This is a genomic window from Coprothermobacter platensis DSM 11748 (genome assembly GCF_000378005.1).
GTDB classification, from domain to species: Bacteria; Coprothermobacterota; Coprothermobacteria; order Coprothermobacterales; family Coprothermobacteraceae; genus Coprothermobacter; species Coprothermobacter platensis.
Genome location: NZ_KB899040.1, coordinates 645,399 through 666,913, shown reverse-complemented (window position 1 = coordinate 666,913; position 21,515 = coordinate 645,399). Strand labels below are relative to the sequence as shown.

Annotated in this window: 19 protein-coding genes; 14 read left to right on the top strand and 5 right to left on the bottom strand. The window is 42.2% G+C overall.

Translation table 11 applies throughout. The annotated features are described in order from the left end of the window. Positions 1-13 precede the first annotated feature (13 nt). The 4 genes from D890_RS0103630 to D890_RS0103615 are packed head-to-tail and all read left to right on the top strand — an operon-like array spanning position 14 to position 4,218. Entirely contained in the window at positions 14-1,018 is a 1,005-nt protein-coding gene (locus D890_RS0103630; protein WP_018963169.1) for a PIN domain-containing protein, read from the top strand. Between the two features lie 5 nt (positions 1,019-1,023). Next, entirely contained in the window at positions 1,024-2,112 is a 1,089-nt protein-coding gene (locus tag D890_RS0103625; protein WP_018963168.1) for a 2-C-methyl-D-erythritol 2,4-cyclodiphosphate synthase, read from the top strand. Beyond that, positions 2,109-3,491, top strand: a complete 1,383-nt coding sequence (cysS, locus tag D890_RS0103620; RefSeq protein WP_018963167.1) for a cysteine--tRNA ligase — start codon at positions 2,109-2,111, stop codon at positions 3,489-3,491. Before D890_RS0103625 ends, cysS begins: the two co-directional genes overlap by 4 nt. Before the next feature lie 10 nt (positions 3,492-3,501). Continuing rightward, the gene (locus D890_RS0103615) at positions 3,502-4,218 is read left to right on the top strand and encodes a TrmH family RNA methyltransferase (protein WP_018963166.1); all 717 of its coding nucleotides are present in this window, start codon (positions 3,502-3,504) and stop codon (positions 4,216-4,218) included. Here the strand turns inward: D890_RS0103615 and D890_RS0103610 are convergent. Beyond that, positions 4,182-5,132, bottom strand: a complete 951-nt coding sequence (locus tag D890_RS0103610; protein WP_018963165.1) for an ATP-dependent 6-phosphofructokinase — start codon at positions 5,130-5,132, stop codon at positions 4,182-4,184. The two genes, D890_RS0103615 and D890_RS0103610, sit on opposite strands and share 37 nt — an antisense overlap. Before the next feature lie 5 nt (positions 5,133-5,137). Beyond that, positions 5,138-6,172 (bottom strand): 6-phosphofructokinase, encoded by a 1,035-nt coding sequence (locus D890_RS0103605; RefSeq protein ID WP_018963164.1) that lies wholly within the window; start codon positions 6,170-6,172, stop codon positions 5,138-5,140. Between the two features lie 178 nt (positions 6,173-6,350). Between D890_RS0103605 and D890_RS0103600 the strand changes: the two genes are divergently transcribed. The 4 genes from D890_RS0103600 to D890_RS0103585 all read left to right on the top strand — a co-directional run bounded on the left by D890_RS0103600 (position 6,351) and on the right by D890_RS0103585 (position 11,194). Then, the gene (locus D890_RS0103600) at positions 6,351-7,520 is read left to right on the top strand and encodes a BMP family lipoprotein (protein WP_018963163.1); all 1,170 of its coding nucleotides are present in this window, start codon (positions 6,351-6,353) and stop codon (positions 7,518-7,520) included. Positions 7,521-7,633: 113 nt separating this feature from the next. Continuing rightward, on the top strand, positions 7,634-9,184 hold the full coding sequence (locus D890_RS0103595; protein ID WP_018963162.1) for an ABC transporter ATP-binding protein: 1,551 nt from the start codon (positions 7,634-7,636) through the stop codon (positions 9,182-9,184). Further along, positions 9,181-10,323, top strand: a complete 1,143-nt coding sequence (locus D890_RS0103590; protein ID WP_018963161.1) for an ABC transporter permease — start codon at positions 9,181-9,183, stop codon at positions 10,321-10,323. The genes D890_RS0103595 and D890_RS0103590 overlap by 4 nt, the downstream gene beginning before the upstream one ends. Continuing rightward, positions 10,316-11,194: an ABC transporter permease gene (locus tag D890_RS0103585; protein ID WP_018963160.1), complete on the top strand. Its 879-nt coding sequence runs from the start codon at positions 10,316-10,318 to the stop codon at positions 11,192-11,194. The genes D890_RS0103590 and D890_RS0103585 overlap by 8 nt, the downstream gene beginning before the upstream one ends. A gap of 58 nt (positions 11,195-11,252) precedes the next feature. Here the strand turns inward: D890_RS0103585 and D890_RS0103580 are convergent, their stop codons facing one another. Beyond that, positions 11,253-12,062 (bottom strand): TIM barrel protein, encoded by an 810-nt coding sequence (locus D890_RS0103580; RefSeq protein ID WP_018963159.1) that lies wholly within the window; start codon positions 12,060-12,062, stop codon positions 11,253-11,255. Positions 12,063-12,100: 38 nt separating this feature from the next. On the opposite strand from D890_RS0103580, the gene D890_RS0103575 reads away from it, so the two are divergent. From D890_RS0103575 to D890_RS0103565, 3 genes are all read left to right on the top strand, one after another. Then, the gene (locus D890_RS0103575; protein WP_156802663.1) at positions 12,101-12,739 is read left to right on the top strand and encodes a hypothetical protein; all 639 of its coding nucleotides are present in this window, start codon (positions 12,101-12,103) and stop codon (positions 12,737-12,739) included. A gap of 132 nt (positions 12,740-12,871) precedes the next feature. Continuing rightward, complete coding sequence (locus D890_RS0103570; RefSeq protein WP_018963157.1) at positions 12,872-14,227, top strand: PTS ascorbate transporter subunit IIC; 1,356 nt, start codon at positions 12,872-12,874, stop codon at positions 14,225-14,227. A gap of 26 nt (positions 14,228-14,253) precedes the next feature. Then, complete coding sequence (locus D890_RS0103565; RefSeq protein WP_018963156.1) at positions 14,254-14,550, top strand: PTS sugar transporter subunit IIB; 297 nt, start codon at positions 14,254-14,256, stop codon at positions 14,548-14,550. Positions 14,551-14,704: 154 nt separating this feature from the next. Here D890_RS0103565 and D890_RS0103560 read toward each other — a convergent pair whose 3' ends face one another. Together D890_RS0103560 and rd are read right to left on the bottom strand one after the other, a co-directional pair. Beyond that, complete coding sequence (locus tag D890_RS0103560; protein WP_018963155.1) at positions 14,705-17,176, bottom strand: ATP-dependent Clp protease ATP-binding subunit; 2,472 nt, start codon at positions 17,174-17,176, stop codon at positions 14,705-14,707. Positions 17,177-17,300: 124 nt separating this feature from the next. Beyond that, positions 17,301-17,459 carry a rubredoxin gene (rd, locus tag D890_RS0103555; RefSeq protein WP_018963154.1) on the bottom strand — a complete coding sequence of 53 codons (159 nt, stop codon included), beginning with the start codon at positions 17,457-17,459 and terminating at the stop codon, positions 17,301-17,303. Between the two features lie 138 nt (positions 17,460-17,597). On the opposite strand from rd, the gene D890_RS0103550 reads away from it, so the two are divergent. The 3 genes from D890_RS0103550 (at position 17,598) to D890_RS0103540 (ending at position 21,511) form a co-directional block, all read left to right on the top strand. Next, positions 17,598-18,758: a sugar ABC transporter substrate-binding protein gene (locus D890_RS0103550; protein ID WP_018963153.1), complete on the top strand. Its 1,161-nt coding sequence runs from the start codon at positions 17,598-17,600 to the stop codon at positions 18,756-18,758. A 23-nt stretch (positions 18,759-18,781) separates the two neighbouring features. After that, entirely contained in the window at positions 18,782-20,305 is a 1,524-nt protein-coding gene (locus tag D890_RS0103545) for a sugar ABC transporter ATP-binding protein (protein ID WP_018963152.1), read from the top strand. 75 nt (positions 20,306-20,380) lie between these two features. Beyond that, complete coding sequence (locus D890_RS0103540; RefSeq protein ID WP_083916956.1) at positions 20,381-21,511, top strand: sugar ABC transporter permease; 1,131 nt, start codon at positions 20,381-20,383, stop codon at positions 21,509-21,511. Positions 21,512-21,515 lie beyond the last annotated feature (4 nt).

The window sequence follows — 21,515 nt, the reverse complement described above, 5'->3', positions numbered from 1 at the left end:
TGAGGTGATTTTTGTGCGTATTTTACGTTTTTTTAGAGGAATGTTTTATTCCATTGTTGTTTTTATTGCGCTCTATGCTGTGGAGCGTCTTTTTCCTGTGCGGTTCCTCAATAGCCACAACCTAATAATTTTAGGAACGACAGCGATCGTATCTTTGGCTGTCGGTTATTCGTGCCGCTCAGTTTTTGATAAGTGGTTTGAGCAAGCATTTCAGCGAGCAGCTACATTTCCGTTTCAGCAGTTTCAATACATCGGTATAGGCATCATATTAGCTAATGTTGTGGGTGTTCCTATACTCATCCCACTTATTTATGCTGGGGAATATGCGCTCGGTGTCGGCATTCTACTTATTCTTGATGTGATCGCTGTATGGGGAGCCATTGTTATTTACCGAGCGAGGGAAAAAAGAGAAAACATAATTGGAATGGAACCAGAATTTGTTTTGGATACTTCTATTTTGGTTGATGGACGTATCCTGGAATTGATCAATCTCGATCTTTTTAAAGGCAGAGTAGTGGTGCCATCCTTCGTTGTGAAGGAAATTATGCAATTAGCTGATAGCACAGATCCTGTAAAACGAGACAAAGGACAAAGGGCATTAAAAGTTCTCGAACAAATGAAGGAGAGCAGTAAACGTTTGGCATTAGTAGAATATACTCCTAGAGGCGTAAAAGGTGTAGATGATGCTTTAATCCAATATGCTCGTGATAAGAAAGCAACAATTGTCACCCTTGATTCAAATTTGGCAAAAATTGCTCGTTTACACAATGCTGATGTTATCAACTTTAGCGAAGTGTTTGTTGCACTTCGGCCAAATATTAATGTGGGAGATGAATTAACAATAAAGGTGGTCAAGGAGGGAAAAATCAGAGCTCAAGGTGTGGGATTCCTCGACGATGGTACCATGGTCGTCGTAGAGGATGCTGCTGACCTTATTGGCAGCACAGTTAGAGTCGTGGTAACCAATGTACATGTTAGCGATACTGGGAAAATAATATTTACAAAGGTTGCTGACTGAGAACTATGAACGGTCTGATTCTTGTCGCGGGAGGCAAAGGACAGCGTTTTTCTGGAGGAAGAGGAAAAGCATCGCTTCCAGTGTTCCATGGTTATTCGTTATTGGATTATTGGGAATTGAGGCTTCCCTACTTAAAGCAGCTTTTCGCCCAAATTGTTATAGTTTCTGACGAGCAGCCTAAGGATAAGTCACTTTTAGTAGCACCTCCGGGCCTTACGAGAAAAGAATCAGTGAAGAATGGTTTTGCGTTGCTATCAGATGTAGATAAAGTTGTTATCCATGATGCAGCTCGTCCGTTAGCTAGTGACGATCTGTTCGAGCGTGTGCTAGCATGGTTAGACATTTATCCCGTTGTTGTGCCAGTAATTGATATAGAAGACGCTCTAAGAAAAATGGCCGGAGAGGAAAGTGTTCCTTTATCGAGAAATGGAATTCTTCGTGTTCAAACTCCGCAAGGGTTCACTTACGAAGCACTGTCAATTGTTATGGAGTCGTCGAATGAAGATGTCGATGAGGCTAGTGTGGCACAGGATTTAGGCTTCAAAGTACACACCATAGAAGGAGAACGTAAGAATTTAAAAGTCACATTCCCTGGAGATATTTTTATTGGGGATTTGATGTTTGAAAAAACATCAGGTATAGGTTGGGATTTCCATCGTTTTGATCCGTCCTGCCCACTAATATTAGGGGGCGTGCAGATTACTGATTCTGTAGTTGGTTTGAAATCGTGGACCGATGGTGATGTGGTGATCCATGCTGTGGCAGAAAGCATTCTGTCGATGATTGGCAAAGGCGATTTAGGGACTCTATTCCCAAATAATGAAACATGGGAGAACAAGCCCTCCACAGACATATTGAATGCTGTTTTGCTAATGGCAAAAGAAATGAATATCACTGTCTCCGATGTTTCTGTACTTCTATTGGCAGATCAACCTCGTTTAGGTCCATGGCTTAAGCTGATGGAAAATCATTTGAGTTCCATTCTAAATGCGAAGGTGCACGTATCTGTAACGCATAGTGAAAATGTGTTTGGAAAACCTTTAGATGGTATAGTGTGCGTGTCATTTACAAATGCGTTTGAGGTGAAATTATGAGACTTTATGATACGGAAAGTCGTAGGCTTATTGAACTAGATAAGAAACCTGGTGATTCTGTTGTCGGTTATGTATGTGGCATTACGCCTTATGATGAACCTCATCTTGGGCATGTTAGAACAGCGTTAGTTTTCGATTTATTTCAAAGATTTCTTCAAAGTATGGGCTACAAACCTGTTTTTATTTCTAACTTCACGGATGTAGACGATAAAATTATCGAACGTTCAAAAGCGCTTTCTGTGCACCCTTTAGCTTTAGCAGAGACATATGAAAGGGCGTATTACAGGTTAATGGACTATCTTAACGTCAAACCGCTATATATATATGGCCGTGTATCACAAGTAATGCCTGATATTATAGATGCCGTCGAGAAGCTAATTCAACGTGATTATGCTTATGTAACACCAGATGGAGTCTATTTTTCTGTGGGAAAATTCCCAGACTATGGCATACTCTCTGGAAGAAATGCGGAAGACATCTCTCAGATGGAGGCTCGCATAGAACCGTCTCCATATAAACAGGACTCCAGGGACTTTGCTATTTGGAAAGCGAGAAAACCTAGCGATAATATATGGTGGGATAGTCCGTGGGGTGATGGACGACCTGGTTGGCACATTGAATGTAGCGTGATATCGATAAAATTTGGTACTTATCCGTTGGACTTTCACGGAGGTGGAGCCGATTTAATTTTTCCCCACCATGAAAACGAAAGGGCCCAATCGGAAGCTCTCATGGGTGAGAAACCATTTGCTAAAATCTGGATGCACACGGGTATGCTCAGAATAGGGCAAGAAGAAATGCATAAAAGCTTAGGCAACTTCATAGGCGCACAAGAAATAATGGAACAATATGATCCTGACGTTTTAAGGTATTTACTTTTATCTACGTACTACAGAGATGCTGTTACGTTCTCTGCAGAATCATATGCTCAAGCCGATGCAACGGTAAAGAATATAAGGGCTTACAAGGAACGCTTGAACTGGATAACAACAGAAGGGGAGATTCGCGATTTTGTTGTAAATGTATTGGAGGAAGTAAAGAAGGACTTTACTAGTTATTTGGAAGAAGATTTGAACACTGCAGGAGCATTATCATGTGTTCACAGGGTAATGTCTCAGCTGAGTACTGATCAAGTAAATAGAAAAGAAGCTTCTCTCATAAGGGATTTCCTTGCATTCTCTATGGAAGATATCTTCGGACTACGCTTATTGCCAGAAAGCCAGTTTGACGATTCATTAGTACAAGATCTGGTCGATTTACGGAATGAACTAAGGAAAGAAAAGAAGTTCCTTGAAGCTGATTCTGTAAGAAATTTATTGAGCAAGCATGGCATTACTATTGAAGATACAAAGAATGGAACTCGATGGATAAAGGAGTAGATGGTATTAAATGAGCTTAAAAAAAGAATTGTCGTATGGTTTGGATCCTTTACAAGAAGCATTAGATGCAGGTAAAGTGGAAAAAATATGGGTCAGAACTGACAAGTTGGAGAAAGTGAAAGAACTGATAAACAAGATCGAAAAAACCAGACCCATACCCACTGTTGCAGTTCCCAAGGAGTTTTTTCCTGAAAAAGAGTGGGTTGGCTTTTTACCATCTGAAGTGGAATATCTGGGTTGGGATGAACTAAAGTACGTGGGAGATCCACTTATTGTAATAGATGGTGTAACCGACGCAACCAATTTAGGTACGATTTTCCGATCAGCTGTGGCGTTTTCAGCACCTAACGTATTGCTCGACCTCCATAATACAGGAGCTATTACGCCAAAGGTTGTGGAGGTTTCCCGAGGTGCTGCCCTCAAGTGTAATGTATGGCGCTTGAACATAAAGCAAGTGATTCCGAGGCTTAAGGAAAAGGGATTTTCTATTATAGCCATGGATGCACACGAGGGTGAAGCCGTGTACAACTACGATTTATCAGGTCCTATTGCATTGGTTATCGGCTCTGAAGACAAGGGAATAAGGAAAACTGTCATGGCGCTATGCGATAGCTCAGCCAATATCCCCACAGACTTTGAAAGCTTAAATGTTCATGTTGCTCTCAGTATAGCTTTGTACGAGATTAAACGTCAACGTGTGTTTAAGAGCGGTAGTAATATCTGTTGAAGATATGGCGGAATAGGGTTCGTTTGTACAGCCACTTCATAGGGGACTTCAACCGGTTGTAAGTTTCTCACGCCAATCATCACACTGCGTCTACCTTCTGAAAGTGCATTCAGTGCAGCCGCCCCCATACCAAAACCTATAAATGAATCCAGCGTGGAAGCAGTACCTCCGCGTTGCAAGTACCCTATACGAGAAATCTCAACGTCCCGATGGAGTGCTGCTTTTAGCGTTTCAGCCGCTGCAGATGGATCTCCGCATCCTTCGGCCCAGATAACTATGGCGCTCTCTTCTGATTGACTAAGTTTCAGAGCGATTTCTTGTGGAGTAGATGGCGCTTCAGGTATATTAACAAAGTCCGCTCCTGTTGCTAACCCTACGAACATAGCTATGTATCCCGAATTCCGACCCATCACTTCCACTACAAAAACGCCTTTTTCTGAAAGGGCTACGTCGGTGAGCCTTCGTACTGCTTTAACAGCAGTCTCAGCAGCTGTTACAAAACCGAGAGTAAAATCTGTTCCTCCGAGGTCATTATCAATAGTGCCTGGTATCCCAACAGTGGGTATGCCGGCTTGCTCTAAGGCAACGGCTCCTTTTAAAGAACCGTTGCCTCCTACTATTATTAAGCCATCCAAACCTGTCGAAGCCATGGTGTCGGGTACTCGACGTCTCCACTCAGGTAACATGAATCGTTCGCTACGAGAAGTACCTAAAATTGTTCCACCAAGGGAATTAATACCTCTGACCCTGCTTGAGCTAAGAGGCAAGAACTGTTCATCTAAAAGGCCATCATAACCGTTCCAAATGCCAATGATCTCGATACGCTTCTGCTCAGCCGCAGTAACTGCACCTGCAATGGCAGCATTCATACCAGGTGAGTCTCCGCCGGACGTCAATATCCCGACCCTTTTCATAGTGATTAACCTCTAAAAAACACGCTGAAGTCGTTTATAAGCGACTCAGGTAAAGGACGATTCTTTCCTACGACTTTTGTTAAATCTATAGGTTTAATACTGCCTTCTCTATATGCTGCAAGCACTCCTGTTTGTCCATCATGTAACCATTCCACTGCCTTTATCGCTTGCAGTTGGGGCAGTATCCTATCTAAAACCGATGGTTTTCCACCACGCTGGGCGTGACCTAAGATGACAGCTTTTACTTCCATATTCAGTTGCTTTTCAAGAAAACTTGCTACGACTTCTCCCATACCGCCAAGCTGTACATGGCCAAATTCATCCACAGGACGATCTTTTAACATGCTTTCATCAAGCACTGCTCCCTCTGAAACGACGACAACTGCAAAACCTTTATTGGAGACAGCCTGCTTCACTTTCAGTACCAGGTCATCAATGTTAGCTTTCTTTTCAGGTACCAAAACATAGTCAGCGCCTCCGGCAACTGCCGTAAATAAGCCCAACCAACCTGCATGTCTTCCCATCACTTCCAGCACCATAACCCTGTGGTGACTCCTTGCAGTGTCTTGAAGCCGTTCCAAAACGTCTGTGGTGACTTCTAAAGCGGTAAAAAAGCCCAAAGTGAAATCTGTTTCAGGAACATCAAAATCTATGGTTTTTGGTACTCCATTTATTGGAAGTCGAAAATCTCTTACCAACTGGCCAGCGACACCGAGTGTATCCTCTCCTCCGATTGCGATCAGTGCATTTAGCCCTAGTTCATGGAAGTTTTTCTCAGCTAGTTCTTTACCGCCTTCGCGGTTATAAGGGTTTGTTCTACTGGATCCAAGGATAGTACCGCCCTTTGTTAAAGCAGCATCCACTTCTTCTTTAGTCAGTGGTATTGCATCCTTTTCTAAAAGACCTTTCCAACCATCTCTTAGACCTACGATTTCATAACCCAACTCTGATGCTTTGTAAAAAACACCTCTAATGGCTGGGTTCAAACCTGGAGCATCGCCTCCACCTGTTAATACGCCTAAGCGTTTATTTTCAGACACCTTATTCAACCTCCTTTTACTCTTTTAAGCTAGTCCACGTTATTTTAGTTCTTACTGGTTTAAGTTCCTTTAACAGTTTGTTATGGCTAATCTTGACACTACTTTAAGCATAGTATAATATTACGCAAGTGGAAGTTATACTTCCACAATCGAAAACTGTGAAAGGGGAGGAGTAAGAGTGAAGAAATTTACTGTTGGTATCGTAGTCGCCTTGCTAGCCGTGTCATTAGTGCTCGGCGGTTGCACCTCTAGTCAGAATAACGCTAATAATGGCAACAATGCTAGTACTGGGCCAAAGTACAAAATAGGCTTAGTGTTTGATATCGGTGGCAGAGGCGACCAGTCATTTAACGATTCTGCTTATCAGGGATTAGTTCAAATTGCTAAAGACTACAAGGGTTATATCAAAGATGACCCTGACAAAGTAAACTACGGAACAGAAGTAGAACTGAAGTACTTGGAGCCAAAAGAGGGTGGACAGGACAGAGAACAACTTCTCAGAACATTAGCTGAGGACGGTTACAACCTCATTTTCGGTATTGGTTTCATGTTTACTGACCCAATGATCAATGTAGCAAAAGATTTCCCTGACACCAAGTTCGCAATTGTTGATGGTACAATCGACGGTCTTACATCTACAAGCAACATTGTTTGCTTGAACTTTAAAGCCAATGAAAGTTCCTTCTTAGTTGGTGCAATTGCAGGTTACATGACCAAAACGAATAAGATTGGTTATGTCGGCGGAATGCAGTCTCCCTTGATAGAGACTTTTGAAGCTGGCTATAAAGCTGGCGCCATGTACGTAAATCCCAAGCTGAGAACATCAGGTAACCTACTTTCTCAGTACATCGGTACAACAGGCGATGCGTTTAAGGATCCTGCGAAAGGAAAAGAAATTGCGTCATCTTTCTATAACCAGGGTGCAGACATTGTCTATCACGCGTCTGGCGCTTCAGGTGCTGGTGTATTCCAGGCTACGTATGAAGCTTATCAGGCAGGCAAAGATGTATGGGCAATCGGTGTAGATAGTGACCAAGGTCTTATCTACAATTCCAGTACCGATTCCCAGGAAAAGGCAATAGGCGGCAGGATATTAACTTCTGCATTGAAGCGTGTTGATATCTCCGTCTATGACACAGCAAAGGATTTCATGAATGGCAATTGGCAGGGTGGTATTAGGAACTTCGGCTTGAAAGAAAACGGTGTTGGCTATGCCGTTAATGACTACAACAAGTCACTTTTGGAAAGTGTAACTCCTAAGATTGAAGAGCTACAGCAGAAGATTATTAACGGTGAAATCGTAGTTCCAGCGAGCAACGCTGAGCTGGCTAACTTTCAGCTTCCCTAAGATTAATTCGTAAAAAAAGGGCTACCTTAGAATGGTAGCCCTTTTTTTTCCCTGTGTAATGCTATAATTTCTTTGCCAGACTTTGAAGCTTAATACAAGTAGAGGTGATAAGATTGGTAAACTCCGATACTGCAAATGAGAAAATTCCTTTAATTGAACTTAAAGGAATTACAAAACTGTTTCCAGGCGTTGTAGCTAATGACGACGTAACACTCTCACTCTTCCCGGGTGAGATACACGCGCTCGTTGGAGAGAATGGCGCCGGTAAAACAACTTTGATGAAGATACTCTATGGTGAGTACAAGCCAGATAAAGGTGAAATCCTTGTCAAAGGGAAACCAGTTAGAATAACTGGCCCTGCCGAAGCCGTAGCGCTGGGAATAGGTATGGTTCACCAGCACTTTATGCTAGTTCCTGGGCTTTCAGTGTTGGAAAACATCGTACTTGGAAGCGAGCCTGTCTCAGGAGGAACTGTAGACGCTAAATCTGCTCGCGAGAAGATCGAGAAAATAATGCAAGAGAATGCCATGCCAGTGGAACTGGACGTAGATGTAGATTCTCTTCCTGTTGGATTGCAACAGCGCGTGGAGATTTTGAAGCTCCTGTATAGAGGGGCAGAGACACTAATACTGGACGAGCCTACTGCTGTACTGACGCCTCAGGAAACTGAAGAATTATTCAAGACGCTGGAGACACTGAAGGCACAAGGTCGAGGGATTATATTCATATCACACAAATTAGATGAGGTCGTAGCCATTGCTGACAGAATAACAGTTATAAGAAGAGGCAAGGTCATTGGCGAGATGCCTGTTCAAGAGGCCAACAGGCAAAAAATCGCTGAAATGATGGTAGGCAAACCCGTTTTGCTACAGGTGCCTGTGCCAGAAGTTGAAGTGGGAGAAGATTTGCTGGTTCTCAAAGATGTCACCCTGGTGGAAGGTGGTGTTAAGAAACTCGATGGGCTGAGCTTCCACGTAAGAGCTGGGGAAATATACGGTATAGCTGGCGTGGAAGGCAACGGTCAGGAAGAATTGCTTCAAGTCGTATCCGGAGAAATTTTCCCTTCGTCTGGTGACGTTTTGCTTTGCAGTGTGCAAGTGTGTGGCCAACGTATAACGAAAATTGGTCCACTTGGACGGCGCAAAATCGGCATTGGACACATCCCTGCCGATCGTCAGAAGCAGGGATTATTTGTGAATATGCCTCTATATGTTAATGCCGCCGTTGGGTGGCAATGGAAAGATGAATTTCAGCATCACGGAATAATAGATTACAAAGCTATGCGTGAAAAAGCAGCCAGTATCATCCAGCAGTTTGATGTAAGGACGCCTTCAGTGGATGTGCCAGCTAATGCTCTCAGTGGTGGTAACCAACAAAAGTTCATAGTTGGCAGAGAAATCAGTTTTGATCCATCTGTTTTGATCGCTGCTTATCCGACTCGAGGCGTAGATGTGGGTGCCACTGAGTTTATTTACAGACAGATTATTGATGAGAAAGTCAGAGGAAAAGCTATCCTCTTAGTTTCTGCAGACTTAGAAGAGATTTTGGCGCTTTCAGACAGAATTGGGGTCATCTATAGAGGAAAAATCATTAAAGAATTCAGTCGAGAAGAAGCAACACCTGAACAGATTGGACTTTACATGCTGGGAGTGAAAGAAGAATGATTGACGAAAAAAAGCAGAAAGTTAATAGCCGAGAAAGGTGGTACAGATTACTAGAAGGAATATCTCCTGTATTAGGATTCTTGTTCGCAATGGTTGTCATGATGATCGTTGTGTGGTTTATAGGAGAAAGCCCATCTAATGCATTGGGAGCAATTATATCTTTTTCCTTTAGTCAAGCTGGTATCGCTTACATCATTTCACAATCCGTTCCTATCATAATTTCCGGTGCAGCTAACGCTGTGGCTTTTCAGGGAGGTTTATTCAACATTGGCGTGGAAGGGCAGTATTTGTTCGGTGCACTCTGCGCAGGTGTTGCTGGTGCTTATTTGAATTTACCTACGCCAATACACATACTGGTTGTGGTACTAGCTGGAATGGCTGGTGGTATGCTCTGGGCACTGATACCCATATTGCTTAAAGTCTATAAGGGCGTCCACGAAGTTATAGGAACAATTATGATGAACCAAATTGCTTCCGCGGTAGTTTTATATCTTGTCAATGGACCTTTTAATGGTGTAAGAGGACAAGCACTTTCATACAACCTCCGCACTCCTTATTTAAAGCCGACAGCTGTGTTTCCGTCACTTCACAAAATCGTTAATAGTATCACCGGCATTTTTGGTTTCAAGTTCCCTAACTATGTAGCTGTGGACTTTAGCTGGGTCATAGCTATTGTCGTAGTTATTGGTCTGTGGTTTCTTATATTCAAATCGTCCTTAGGGTTACGAATTCGTTGGGTAGGGCAAAACCCTTCAGCTTCCGTCTATGCGGGTGTTGATATAAAAAAGACACTGTTTACTACCATGATGATATCAGGCGCCATAGCAGGGCTGGTTGGACTTCAGGAAGTTGCCTATATATCAAAGTTCTTCACACCTAATATAACCAAGGGGCTTGGTTTTACAGGATTAGCTGTTGCTCTTTTAGCCCGTAACAATCCTATAGGTGTGGTTTTTGCAGGTCTACTGTTCTCGTTCCTTACAAGGGCAGGTTATGGCTTGCAGATGTACACAAAAGTACCTAATTCACTTATCAATGCTATTAGTGGCATCATGATTCTATCTGTTGTTGTATTCGACCAAATACTCAGACGTTATGTACGTACATTGAGGAGAAAAGAGGTTGGTCAAAATGTTTAACATATGGTATTTTCTTCTGAGAGGATTGCAGATTAGTGCTCCTATAGCATACGGTGCCCTTGGAGGTGTTTACTCTGAGACAGGTGGTGTTGTCAACATTGCTATAGAAGGTATGATGCTGTCCGGAACATTCTTTTATGTATGGGGTGCGAAGACTACAGGTAATTGGTTTATTGGTTTGTTAGCAGCCATATTAGGGTCAGTTTTGTTAGCTCTTATTCATGGTGTAGTGACCATAACTTTTAAGGTAGACCATGTTGTCAGTGGTACTGCCATTAACATTTTGGCTGCTGGCTTGACGCGTTTTCTGTGCATGCAAGCTTTTGGAATGGAAACGCAAAGCCCTGTTAACCCTTATGTGCCACCTACGGTTTTCGGGATAAATGTGCTGGCATTCTTTTTCATACCGCTTGCACTTTTTACCATATGGTTGTTCAAGAGAACGCGGTTTGGCTTAAGGCTTAGAAGCTGTGGCCAAAATCCATGGGCGGCTGATTCTTTGGGTGTTAATGTTTACATGTATAAGTATATTGGAGTAATTCTTTCTGGAGTTTTCGCAGGTTTAGCCGCTGCTACGCTCTACCCAAATCAGTGGATTGATGCAATGACGGCAGGAAGAGGTTACATCGCATTAGCGGCAATGATCTTTGGAAACTATAATGCATTGAACGCAGCTTTAGCATCAATGCTCTTTGGTTACGCAGAAACGCTCACTTATTTCCAAGAACAGATACCGCTCCTGTCTAACATCTCTCCTATACTTATAAAGACATTCCCATATGTTCTTGCCCTGATCGTTTTGGCAGGATTCATAGGTAAGACAAAAGCTCCGAAAGCTGATGGTGTCGTCTTCGAGAAAGGTGAAGACTGACAAACAGGTGTTAACTTTAGTGATGGAACAAAAGAAAGGGCCTCGAAAGGCCCTTTCTTCATTCTTTTATCATTCGGTCTAGTGCTTCGATGTTTTTCCTATTATTGTCTACCTTGTCTTGTGGTGTTTCTAAAACAACAGATGTACCATCTTTTAAAGACCTAACAAATCTTTTCAAGGTTCCGAAGCCTATAGAACCCGCGCCGATGTTTTCGTGCACATCGCGTGAAGATCCTGTAGCAGTTTTTAAATCATTAAGGTGCACAAGCGTGGTTTCATCCAAAACATCTTGAAAAGTAGGATTTTCCAGTATATGGTCGATATCATAGCCTGCAGCTGCTAAGTGAGCTGTGTCTAGGCAGACCAAAGCAGGATATATGTTTGAGATTTCGTCCACACATTTCTGAACGAAGAATGGATTTGAACCGATTAGCTTTGCGGATGCCATATTTTCAAACAGAAGGGGAGTTGAAGCTGTAGTAACGCCAAGATGATAGGAATATTCCTCTTTAAAGGTAATTAAATCGTTTTCTTGCGCCATATCCAAGTGCACGACATAACCGTCAATTCCTAATTCGGTTGCTATTATCAAGTCCTCTTTGACTTTCTTCCACGATTTCACTCGAGTAGAACTGTTGCCACTGGATAAGTGTACCAAGTAAGGAGAGTGTACAAAAACTGTATTGACTCCAAAGGAGGTACGTGCTTTTTCTATCAGTGTTTGGAACCTGTATATGCCTTTCATAGGCGTCCATGAAAGTGGACTCTCCAAGAAAAGCTGAAAACAGTTTATCTGAAGTTCATCTATCTGTTTTAATATAGCATCTATGCCATCACCTATACTAAGATGCAAGCCTTTATAGATCATTTCTGACAACCCACGCTTTCTGCTTTATAATTAACATTATGACTTATTGGCCATCTCTATACGGTTATGTTAGAACGCGAAAAGAAACTGAAGACTTAGTCATCTCAGATATGATATACCTCGTAGAGCAAGACGTTTTTTATGTCGACATTGAGGACGATCAACTTAAGCTTATTAGAAAAAGTTCTGAGACATTAGGGCACCCTGTTTTCGATAATATCGGTAGCTCAGTTTCTGCATCAGAATTGGCTGATTATTTCTTCTCGCTCCGGGAAAAGTTTTTCCTCTGGGTAATCAAGAGCAGCGAGCCCTACATTCGATGGGATATTGAAAGCCAGCTTTCTAAGTGGAGCTTAATTTTATGGATAGTAAGCGTTATTGGTTGGATTCCATTCTATTTTTTACGTGCGAGGATGTTGCTGATGTTCTGGTTCGCTTTACCTTGTATAGCAGTAATACTATCAGTTATTAAAGCTCCGCTAACTTCTAAAGGAAGAGAGCTTGTGTCATTTTACAAAGGAAAAGACGACATATCTTCCGTTGCTGCGATAAGGGGGATTATTAGCGTGAAAGACAAAAATCTCAATTTGTTTCATTTTTCACGCCTGTTCAAAGGGTTTTACAGGGGAAGAACTCAAAAGAACAGTGCAAGTCAGAAAGGCTCTCTTAACCCTTAACTTCTTAAAAACAGTATTCTGAACATTCACATGTATCAAAAGGGGGAAAGCTGATAATTTTGCCGGTAAACTGTATAATATCTTTAGGCAACAGAATAGATGTGGTCCATAAACAGGAGGAGGCGAGGATTTATGGCAGTTTTAAATTTCATTGTAAATGAGATTTTGAGCAAGCCAGCTTTGCTTGTTGGTCTAATGTCGCTAGTAGGTTTGTTGGCACTAAGGAAATCTTTTAGCGACACGTTGAGCGGTACTGTAAAGACCATACTTGGATTTCTAATCCTCTCAGCTGGTGCAAACTTGGTAATTACTACACTTGGCCCACTGGAAGTTATGGTAAAAGAAGCATTTAATCTCCATGGAGTAATTCCTACAAATGAAGCAATAGTCGCCCTTGCTCTGAAAGACTTCGCAACTGAAGTAGCAGCTATTATGGCGCTTGGCTTTGTATTTAACCTCATATTTGCACTTATAACTCCTGCAAAGTTTGTCTTCCTTACAGGGCATCACTTATTGTATATGGCGACGGTGTTGGCGGTCGTTATCGGAAGTGCCGGCATAAAAGGGGCAAATCTGATCATAATAGGATCTATTCTTCAAGGCACAATAGCCACCATCATGCCAGCTTTTGTTCATCCATTTACCAAGAAAATCACAGGTGACGCTGGTTTCGCCTTAGGACATTACAATTCTCTTGGGTACTTGGTGTCAGGTCTCATAGGTAAACTTGTGGGCAAGGGGAGTAAGTCTACTGAAGAGATCAAAGTACCTGAAAATTTGGCTTTTCTTAAAGAACCATTGGTAATCACAAGCGTTGTAATGATGATAATATATGTATTTCTAGCCATAGTTGCGGGTCCTGATGTTTTAAAGGATTACACGGGCGGTGGTAATTACATAATGTATGCGATTATGCAAGGGCTGACTTTTGGAGCTGCTATAGGGATTATCATCTATGGTGTACGTATGATATTAGCAGAACTTGTACCAGCGTTCCAAGGAATTGCAGAGCGTTTAATACCCAATGCTGTACCAGCACTGGACTGCCCAACTGTTTTCCCGTATGCGCCTAATGCAGTGGTAATTGGATTTATCTTCAGCGTTATCGGCGGAATTGTTGGCATGTTCTTAGTGGGCCCATTGGGATTAGCGTTCATTATTCCAGGCATGATTCCACATTTCTTTGATGGAGGAACAGCAGGAGTATACGGGAATTCCACGGGTGGACTCTGGGGCGCCATTATTGGTTCTTTTGTAAATGGGCTTTTGATCACGTTTCTACCGGCTTTGCTGTTGTCTTACCTGGGTGGTTTAGGGTTGGCCAATACAACGTTCGGCGATAGCGACTTTTGCTGGGCCGGAATCCTTGGTGGTAGCCTGTCGAGACTCGGTTCTGTAGGAGCGTACATCAGTGTTATTGGTGTCTGCGTAGTTTTATTGGCTATAGCAAGTTATGTAACAACTCGGCTAAACCAAGCAGAAGCATAGAAAAGCGTTTTTAAGGAGGATCTGAAATGGATGTAGGTAAGAAAACGAACGTTTCTATATTGGCGGTATGTGGTATGGGACTTGGATCAGGAGTTGTACTAAAGATGACTATTGATAAAGTTCTAAAAGAACTTGGGGTCAAAGCTGCTGTAAATGTTTCTGATGTGAGTAGCGCTAAGTCTCAGAAAGCTGATATTGTTGTGACATCTCCAGAATTTGCAAGTTCTTTCAAAAATGCTGATGTAAAGCTTGTTCTTATAAAGAATTATGTTGACGTCAATGAAATGAAACAGAAGTTGTCTGAGGCTTTGCAAGAACTATAGAAATGTCGAAAAAGTGTGATATGACAAAGGTTTTTAACGCATTTTCTTAGATTTATGTAACATAATGCACATTATCGGAAGTTGTTTCTTTATAAGTTTACATATCAAAAAAGGCCCAGACAAACGTCTGGGCCTACATTATTGAGGTGTCCTATTACGCGCTTTTTAGTTCGAACTGTGTTCCATCAAAATCAATTTCAACAGAATTCCCTGGCTTGATTTCGCCGCGCACCATCTTCTCAGCAATTCTGTTTTCTATTTCTTTTTGTATAACCCGTTTGAGTGGTCGTGCTCCAAGTTCAGGGTCATACCCAAGCTCGGCTATATGTTCTATCGCTTTATCTGTCAGTACAAGTTTCACATGTTGCTCTTGGAGCCTTTCTGCGAGATTGTTTAGTTGGAGCCTTGTTATGTCTTTGAGTTCGTCCTTGGTCAAAGGTTTAAAGAACACAATATCATCTACTCTGTTGAGGAATTCAGGCCTAAAGTGGGTTTTCAAGAGATCCATTACCCTCTTTTGAGCTTCTTCTTCTGCTATTTTCCCATCGGCGGCATCCATTAGAATCTGACTTCCGAGATTGCTAGTCATTATGATTATTGTGTTCTTAAAATCTACTACATGACCTTTTGCGTCCGTTAATCTACCGTCATCCAATACTTGAAGCAACAAATTGTGTATATCAGGATGTGCTTTTTCTATTTCATCGAACAAGATCACACTGTAAGGACGACGTCTTACTGCTTCTGTTAGTTGCCCACCCTCTTCATAACCAACATATCCTGGAGGAGAACCAATAAGCCTACTGACAGTATGTTTTTCCATGTATTCAGACATATCGAAACGAACAAGTGCCGACTCATCTCCAAATAGAACTTCCGCAAGCGTTTTTGCAAGCTCGGTCTTACCCACACCTGTAGGGCCTAAGAATATGAAGCTCCCTATAGGTCTTTTTGGATCTTTCAAACCCGTCCTGGCACGCCTTATAGCTTGTGAAACAGCAGATATAGCTTCATCCTGGCCAACTACCCTTTCGTGAAGAATTTCTTCCAAGCGAGCCAGCTTTTCCTTTTCGCTCTCTTCAAGTTCTGTAACAGGAATACCCGTCCAAGCAGAAACTACTTGAGCAATTTCTTTATCAGTTACGGTCAGTTCTGCACTTTGATTGCCAAAGGCAGACGTTTCCGCCTTTTCTTTATGCGCTTTTAACTCAGCAATTCTATCTCGAAGCTCTGCTGCCCTTTCGAATTCATTTTTGTCCACAGCAGACCTTAACTCTTTTTGAAGCTTGTTAATTTCCTCATCGATATCCTTAATGTTCTTTGGTACACTAGATCTACTCAGACGAACTTTGGCGCACGCTTCATCCAATAGGTCTATTGCCTTATCAGGTAGATGTCTATCTGCGATGTACCTATCAGATAAATACACGGCAGCCTTTATGGCACTGTCTGAAATCTTAACCTTGTGATGTGCCTCCAGTTTATCCTTCAACACTTTCAATATGGCGATGGTATCTTCAAGTGTAGGCTCTGGTACGTAAACAGGCTGAAACCTTCTTTCCAATGCTGGGTCCTTTTCAATGTATTTTCTGTAATCGTCAATAGTAGTAGCACCTATGACGTGTAAATCGCCACGAGCTAAAGCTGGTTTCAACATATTTGAAGCGTCTACTGCTCCTTCTGCTCCTCCTGCTCCAACAATGGTATGGAGTTCATCTATGAATAGTATTAGTTCATCTTTCTTACTCATTATCTCGTCAAGGATTTCCTGCATGCGCTCTTCGAATTCACCACGATATTTTGTACCAGCAACCAGTGAGCCTATATCCAATTCCACAACGTGCTTTCCTTTTAGGGCATCAGGCACATCATCTGAAGCTATTCGTTCAGCTATTCCTTCAACAATGGCCGTTTTCCCGACTCCAGGGTCTCCTATGAGTACAGGGTTGTTCTTTGTTCTCCTTGACAGGATCTCCAGTACACGTTGTATTTCATTATCTCTTCCTACTATGGGGTCAAGTTTTCCCTGACGCGCAAGATCGGTGAGGTCTCGACCATACTCCTGTAATTTGGTATTACTTTTTCCTTCTGTTGTTTTTTGCCCTACTCTACCAATTGGCTTATTCCTAATTTCTTCATTGATGATATCTATTAAATTGCTTGATTTTAGATTATTCCTCTGCATAATTTGAGAGGCTGTTCCACCATCTTCGATAATGGCAAGGAGAAGTTCTTCTGGTGTTACACTTTCAGAGAAACTATTTCTTGACATGTTGACAGCCCTTTCAAGTACGGACTTCAACTCCGGTGCAATACTAACTTCGCTCACTGGAGTTCCTTTCGGGCTGAATGTTGTTTCCAGTTCATGCAATATTTTGTCGACATTCACGCCGTGGTTTTGTAAAACCGACCGCAACGTTTCGTCCTCAAGTAAAGCATAGGCCAAGTGCTCAGGCATCAATTCATTATGTCCAGCTTCACCTGCTAAGTTAGCAGCTCCTTGAAGCGCGTTCATAGCAGATGAAGACAGATAATCTGTGAGGTCTCTTTTTCTTCTCTCGAAAAACTCTGGAAATAGATCCGAAAAATCGTCTCCAAAAAACTGCTGAAACAAGTCATCAAACATTTATATGCACCTCCAATTTCGTTGTCATGTTTTTTATGACAACTAGTGTATACCATTTTATGGGTGCATTTATTCAAAAAAAGGGCAAGCTAGGCTTGCCCTTCCAGACTGAATGTTTTTCAGTTTACTCTGCTGGGGCAAACATGTCCTTAGATGCACCACATACAGGGCACACCCAGTTATCTGGGAGTTGCTCGAATGGTGTACCAGCAGCTATACCGTTGTCTGGATCTCCTTCTTCAGGATCATAGATGAAACCGCATACTTGGCATACATATTTCATTTATTCCACCTCCTTTCTAAATTATAACCGACCCGAAGAACCAAAGAAAAATTGAGGTATTTTAACTTATATTTAACTATAACTTTGTTTCATAAAGTCTTAAAATATACGTAGTTTAACATTTTAGGAGGTGTGTGTATGAAACGCTTTAAGGGAACAGTAGCAGTACTTGTAGCACTGTTACTGGTTGTGAGTTTTGTAAGTGGGTGCAGCAGTAACAACGGTTCAAGCAACAACACAGGTACTGCCACGAGCACTGGTGGAACAACGTCTGAAAAGCAGAAAGTTATCGGTATCGTTCTGCCTACCAAAGATGAACCGCGGTGGATACAGGATGAAACCAGATTCAACGACGCTTTGAAGGACACGCCTTATAGTGCTGAAATCATGTTCAGCCAGGGTGATTCTGCTCGCGAAAAATCTAACGTCGAGACATTAATCAGCCAAGGTATCAAAGTGCTGATTCTGTGCCCTCAGGATGCTAGCGCAGCAGCTGCAGCAGCAGAGGCAGCTAAGAATGCCGGAGTAAAAGTTATTTCCTACGACCGTTTAATACTCGGAACAGACGCTGTTGATTACTATGTAACGTTTGATAGTGTCGAGGTAGGCCGTAAGCAAGGTCAGTATTTGGTAGACCATGCAACAGGCAAGAACAACCCGCTTTATCTTTATGCAGGCGCTCTTTCCGATAACAACTCTTTCTTGTTCTTCCAGGGAGCATGGGAAGTTCTACAACCTAAAATTGCTGACGGAACGTTTGTTATCGCAAACTCCAGCAAGGCAGAAGCTGTAAAGAGCAAACAGACGTTGACCAGGGATGAAATGTCCAGCATTATCGGTCAGATCACGACAAACTGGGATTTCAGTACCGCTAAAAATTTAGCACAGGCCAACCTTTCTCAAGCTTCCTCTTCTTTAAAGGGTAACGTGTTTATACTGGCTCCAAATGATGGAACAGCAAGATCCATTGCTGACACATTTGCGGCAGATCCAGCAGTAAAGAGCTATGTCATCACTGGACAAGATGCAGAAAAGCCATCCGTACAGTACATTATCGATGGAAAGCAATCTATGACAGTATTTAAAGACGTAAGAGTATTGGTAAGAGATGCTATCAATGCTGCATTGACTTACCTTGACGGAGGAACCCCAGAATCAACTACAACATATAACAATAACGTGAAAGACGTTCCATCAAAACCGTCTGAGGTTCAGGTTGTCGATAAGAGCAACGTAAAGTCTATCCTTATCGACTCTGGCTATTACAGTGAAAGCGATTTCACTTGGCCAACACAATAGCACGAGAAAACAGGTGAGATAAGATGGACACCCCACTCATAGAGCTTAGGAACATTAACAAGTCTTTTGGCGAAGTCCAGGTCTTGTTCGACGTCAACTTAAGCGTAAAAAAAGGTGAAATACATTGCTTGGTTGGAGAGAACGGAGCTGGTAAGAGCACTCTAATGAAAATTCTGAGTGGGGTGTACCCTTATGGTCAGTACAGTGGAGAAATACTCATTGAGGGTCACCCCGTCCAGTTTCATAACATTAGTGACAGCGAAAAGGCTGGAATATCAATTATTTATCAAGAACTTTCTATGGTTCCTGAAATGACTGTTTATGAAAACATTTTTCTTGGCAATGAGATAAAAAAAGGAACTGTTGTTGACACGGAAGCCGAAATTCAGCGTTCAATAGAGTTGCTTAAAGCTGTAAGGGCAGATTATATTCGACCTAGTTCAAAGGTCAAAGAGCTGAGTGTCAGCATGCAGCAACTTGTGGAAATAGCTAAAGCACTGAGTAAGAATCCCAAAGCTTTAATTTTGGATGAGCCAACTTCTGCGCTCAGTGAAGTGGAAAGCGAAAACCTTTTGAACTTGCTAACAGAGTTAAAGAAACAAGGTGTGACAATAATCTTGATAAGTCATCGTCTGAAAGAAGTTATGCAGGTTGCAGATGCTATTACTGTTCTACGCGATGGCCACACAGTGGCTTATTTTGATAGGGCAAAAGAAGACGTAGACGAAGCGACTATAATCAAGCACATGGTGGGTCGTGAAATAACAAACCTGTATCCTCCAAAGATCGCAGAGCCCACTGACGAAATAGTGTTCGAAGTGAAGAATTGGAATGCAATCGATCCGAAGACGGGACGTTACCTTGTTAAGGATGCTAATCTGTATGTCAAAAAAGGAGAGATCGTTGGTCTATTTGGCCTCATTGGCGCGGGACGAACAGAGCTTGGCCTAAGCATATTCGGAAACCCGTACAAGTACACAGTGCAAGGTGAGATGTATTTGCATGGAAAACCAGTGCACTTTAGATCTCCCACAGAGGCCATTCGGAATGGTGTTTTCTACCTAACAGAAGATAGAAAAGAGAGAGGTCTTATCCTTATTGACAGTATTAGGAAAAACATATCTCTTGCAAATCTCGTGGCAGTATCGCATGGCAGCATACTCGATGATGCAAGAGAAATAGATGTTGCAGAAAACTTCGTGCAGAACTTGAGTATAAAAACGAGAAATGTTGAAGAGAAAGTTTTAACACTTAGTGGAGGTACACAGCAAAAAGTTTTGGTCGCTAAGGGACTGTTTACTGAACCAGAAGTACTTATATTGGATGAGCCAACGCGTGGTATTGATGTTGGAGCAAAATATGAAATTTATACTCTCATAAGGCAACTTGCTAAAGAAGGAAAAGCGATACTTCTGATTTCATCAGAATTGCCTGAAATTCTAGGGATGAGTGACCGCATCTATGTTATGGGACGCGGACGAATAACAGGCGAACTACCAGCGGACAAAGCTGACCAAGAAACTGTTATGACTTATGCAATCGACTAAGAGGAGGTGGAACAATTGAATTCCTTCGGTCAACACTTAAAGAAATTCCTTGTTGAAAACATACGTGATTATGCTATGTTCTTAGCATTGTTAGCTATTATGGTCGTGTTTACGGTTCTATCAGGGGGAAATTTCCTGTCACCAGTGAATATCAGCAACCTAATAGATCAGACAGGATATCTGGGTGTGCTTTCTATCGGTGAAACACTTGTTATCGTTATCAGGCACGTAGATCTGTCAGTAGGATTCTTGTCTGGCTTTTTGGGCGCAGTCGCAGCAAACCTTATGCAGTTTTCTCATTTTGGAGCCCTACCAGCGATCTTGGTTGTGTTAGCACTGGGCGGATTGGCTGGGCTTTTGAACGGCTCCATGGTCGCATATTTGAATATACCTTCATTCATTGCCACACTTGCTGGTTGGATGGCTTACCGTGGCGCTCTATTGTTAGCAACACGTGGCATGGGAACAATTATTATCAGTAACAAGACGTTCAATGCCATTGGAAACGGCTACATACCAGACATACCAGGTTTGAAGAACTTCTTGCCTGGTTATCACAAATTGACCCTGTTACTGGGCATAATAGCAGTTATCGCGATAATTTATTCTTCCATAGCAAATCGTAGAAGACAAATAAAGCGCGGCTTTGAACCACTTCCTATGGATATGTTTATCCTGGAAATGGTGTTTATTTCAGCTGGTCTTTTGTACCTCACCTATGAATTGGCTGCTTATAGGGGCATTTCATGGACTTTGTTAATAGTTCTATTGGTGACCTTCCTCTTCTACTTTATAACAGAACGGACTGTTTTAGGAAGGCACATCTACGCTGTAGGTGGTAACCCAGAAGCAGCAGAACTCAGCGGAATAAACGTTAGGAATGTTATTTTGATAGTGTTTACCGCCATGGGTATGTTGGCTGGTTTATCTGGTGTTCTCTTCGCGTCACGTTTGCAATCAGCTACAACAACGGCAGGAACCATGTTCGAGCTATACGCTATAGCAGGCGCATATATAGGTGGCGTCTCAGCTGCAGGTGGTGTAGGAAAAGTAATCAATTCACTAATTGGTGCGTTCGTAATGCAAACGCTCACGAATGGAATGCTACTGTTAGGTGTAGATGTTTCCCTACAGTACATCATCCTCGGTGTCGTTCTTGCGGTTGCCGTTATCTTCGATGTTGCTACTAGAGCACGAGTACGATAGCTAA